The organism is uncultured Mucilaginibacter sp., from assembly GCF_903913935.1.
Lineage (GTDB): Bacteria > Bacteroidota > Bacteroidia > Sphingobacteriales > Sphingobacteriaceae > Mucilaginibacter.
Genome location: NZ_CAIWNH010000184.1, coordinates 1 through 1,823, shown reverse-complemented (window position 1 = coordinate 1,823; position 1,823 = coordinate 1). Strand labels below are relative to the sequence as shown.

2 protein-coding genes are annotated in these 1,823 nt (G+C 43.8%); one reads left to right on the top strand and one right to left on the bottom strand.

The window, feature by feature from the left end:
• Window positions 1-180: 180 nt before the first annotated feature.
• Entirely contained in the window at window positions 181-879 is a 699-nt protein-coding gene (locus QZY09_RS06825) for a hypothetical protein (RefSeq protein ID WP_295670012.1), read from the bottom strand.
• Window positions 880-1,134: 255 nt separating this feature from the next.
• On the opposite strand from QZY09_RS06825, the gene QZY09_RS06820 reads away from it, so the two are divergent.
• Window positions 1,135-1,823, top strand: a 689-nt coding sequence (locus tag QZY09_RS06820) for an efflux RND transporter permease subunit (RefSeq protein ID WP_295670009.1), incomplete at its 3' end; no start/stop codon positions are given.

Here is a 1,823-nt window from a genome sequence, read left to right as displayed (position 1 = left end):
TAAATTAATTTTTCTGCAATGGTTTATAGTGGTCGGGGTGGCAGCCTTAAAAACGGTTCAATAGGCTATTGGCCCGGTAGTACCGAAATTGGGCCTTTTTTTAAATTTGACGGTAACAGATTACTGATCCGTTTTTAAATTTTATCCCGACCACTCTCAATTTGTGGCGGCTGAAACTAATCAGCCTGCAAAGCAATAAGTACATCCATGCTCCTGAGCGCGGCCAACTGCCCAGATACCAGAGGGAACTACTTGCACGCCTGGTAACAAATTGGCCAGCCATTCCTGTTTTATTGCTGCAGCATCCTGTTTGGTGGCCTCTGCAATCACTGCAGTATGTACGGTTATGGCTACATCACAAGCGCAAAATAGTACCCCGCTGGACTGCAACTCGTTTATCCCGATCTGTACTTCGCCCACTCCCGGCACCTTAAAAGTGCCTGCTTTCGGCTCCCAGAACGGATTTTGTGTAGCGGGGGCTTTTGTTGCATCGTTATTGATCTTAAATGACTCGCCAAATTTATACTTTTCCCAAAGTGGGTGCCCAAAAGCATAAGGAATAGCGTCATGCCGTAATATCACCACTACACCGCATTCACTTTCAGATGAGCCTGTCTTTTGGTTGGTGAGTAAAAATACCCGCGGCCATGCGAAAGGAAGTATGCTGTTAGGTTTAGTAACGTCAAATACTATCCTATGTTTCCCCTTTACCTGTTTAAACCATTCATCTGCATCTGAAATATCCTGTGCAGACATACCTTCGGCCGCCAAACCAAAAGGTGCAGAAAGCATTCCTGTACTTAACACTGCAGCGCTTGTTGCAAATTGCTTTAAAAATGTACGGCGTTGATTTAACCCGGTTTGATCGTTTGTTTTCATATTTGTAAAATTTAACTATCTAATTAATTGGACATAGACCTTTTTCGATTACAACGTTCAAGTGAGAATAACAGCAGTTAATAAAGGGGGGCACCTGCACTTTATCAGTCAATGCTTATTGTTTTGGTTGATTAATTGGCTTTTACTATGATAAAGTTATATAATAATAATAAATTCAGTCCGGTTTTCTTTTTTATTTCCAATGGATTGTCATTAGTTTTATAGGGTAAACCCTGTTATGCTAAACACTCATTTATGAGAACCCAAACTTATTTATCCTTCCTGGGGGCGTTATGCCTTATTTATTCCTGTAAAAAACATATTTCATCGACGGGGCACAGCGGGTGGAGCACGTATGCCGGATCAAAAGACGGCAACAGGTATTCCTCAAACAATCAGATCACACTTCAGAATGTAAGTCAGCTTAAAGTTGCATGGACCTATAGTTCAGCTGACAAAGACAGCGCAAACCGCAGCCAGGTGCAACCCAACTACTGGCTCAACCCGAAAAATGGAATCCAGTACCTTGTAAGTATCAGGGTGCCTGAATATCGCATGGATTCCATCGAAGCGCTTAATGCCATGCCGATAAGCGCAAACAGACCTGGAAAAAACGATGCCCAGATTCTAGCCAACCTGGCCACCTTCGAGCGTGCAACCGGCTCTCCTATCTTTTCCCATTATAATGTCATGCCGGTAATCGATGTCTTTGGTGGTGTGAGCGGTCGTGATTTGGGCGGACTACTCAAAGACATAAATCCTCTTATCGAAGAGGCCAAAAAGGAACTGCCGAAAGGAAGTTTTATCATGCTTCGCGGCCAAGCGGATACGATGCACTCCAGCTACGTGGGACTGGGCATTGGGTTGGTGCTTGCGGTTGTGCTCGTTTATTTGCTTTTAGTTGTGAATTTTCAGAGCTGGCTCGATCCCTTCATCATCATCAC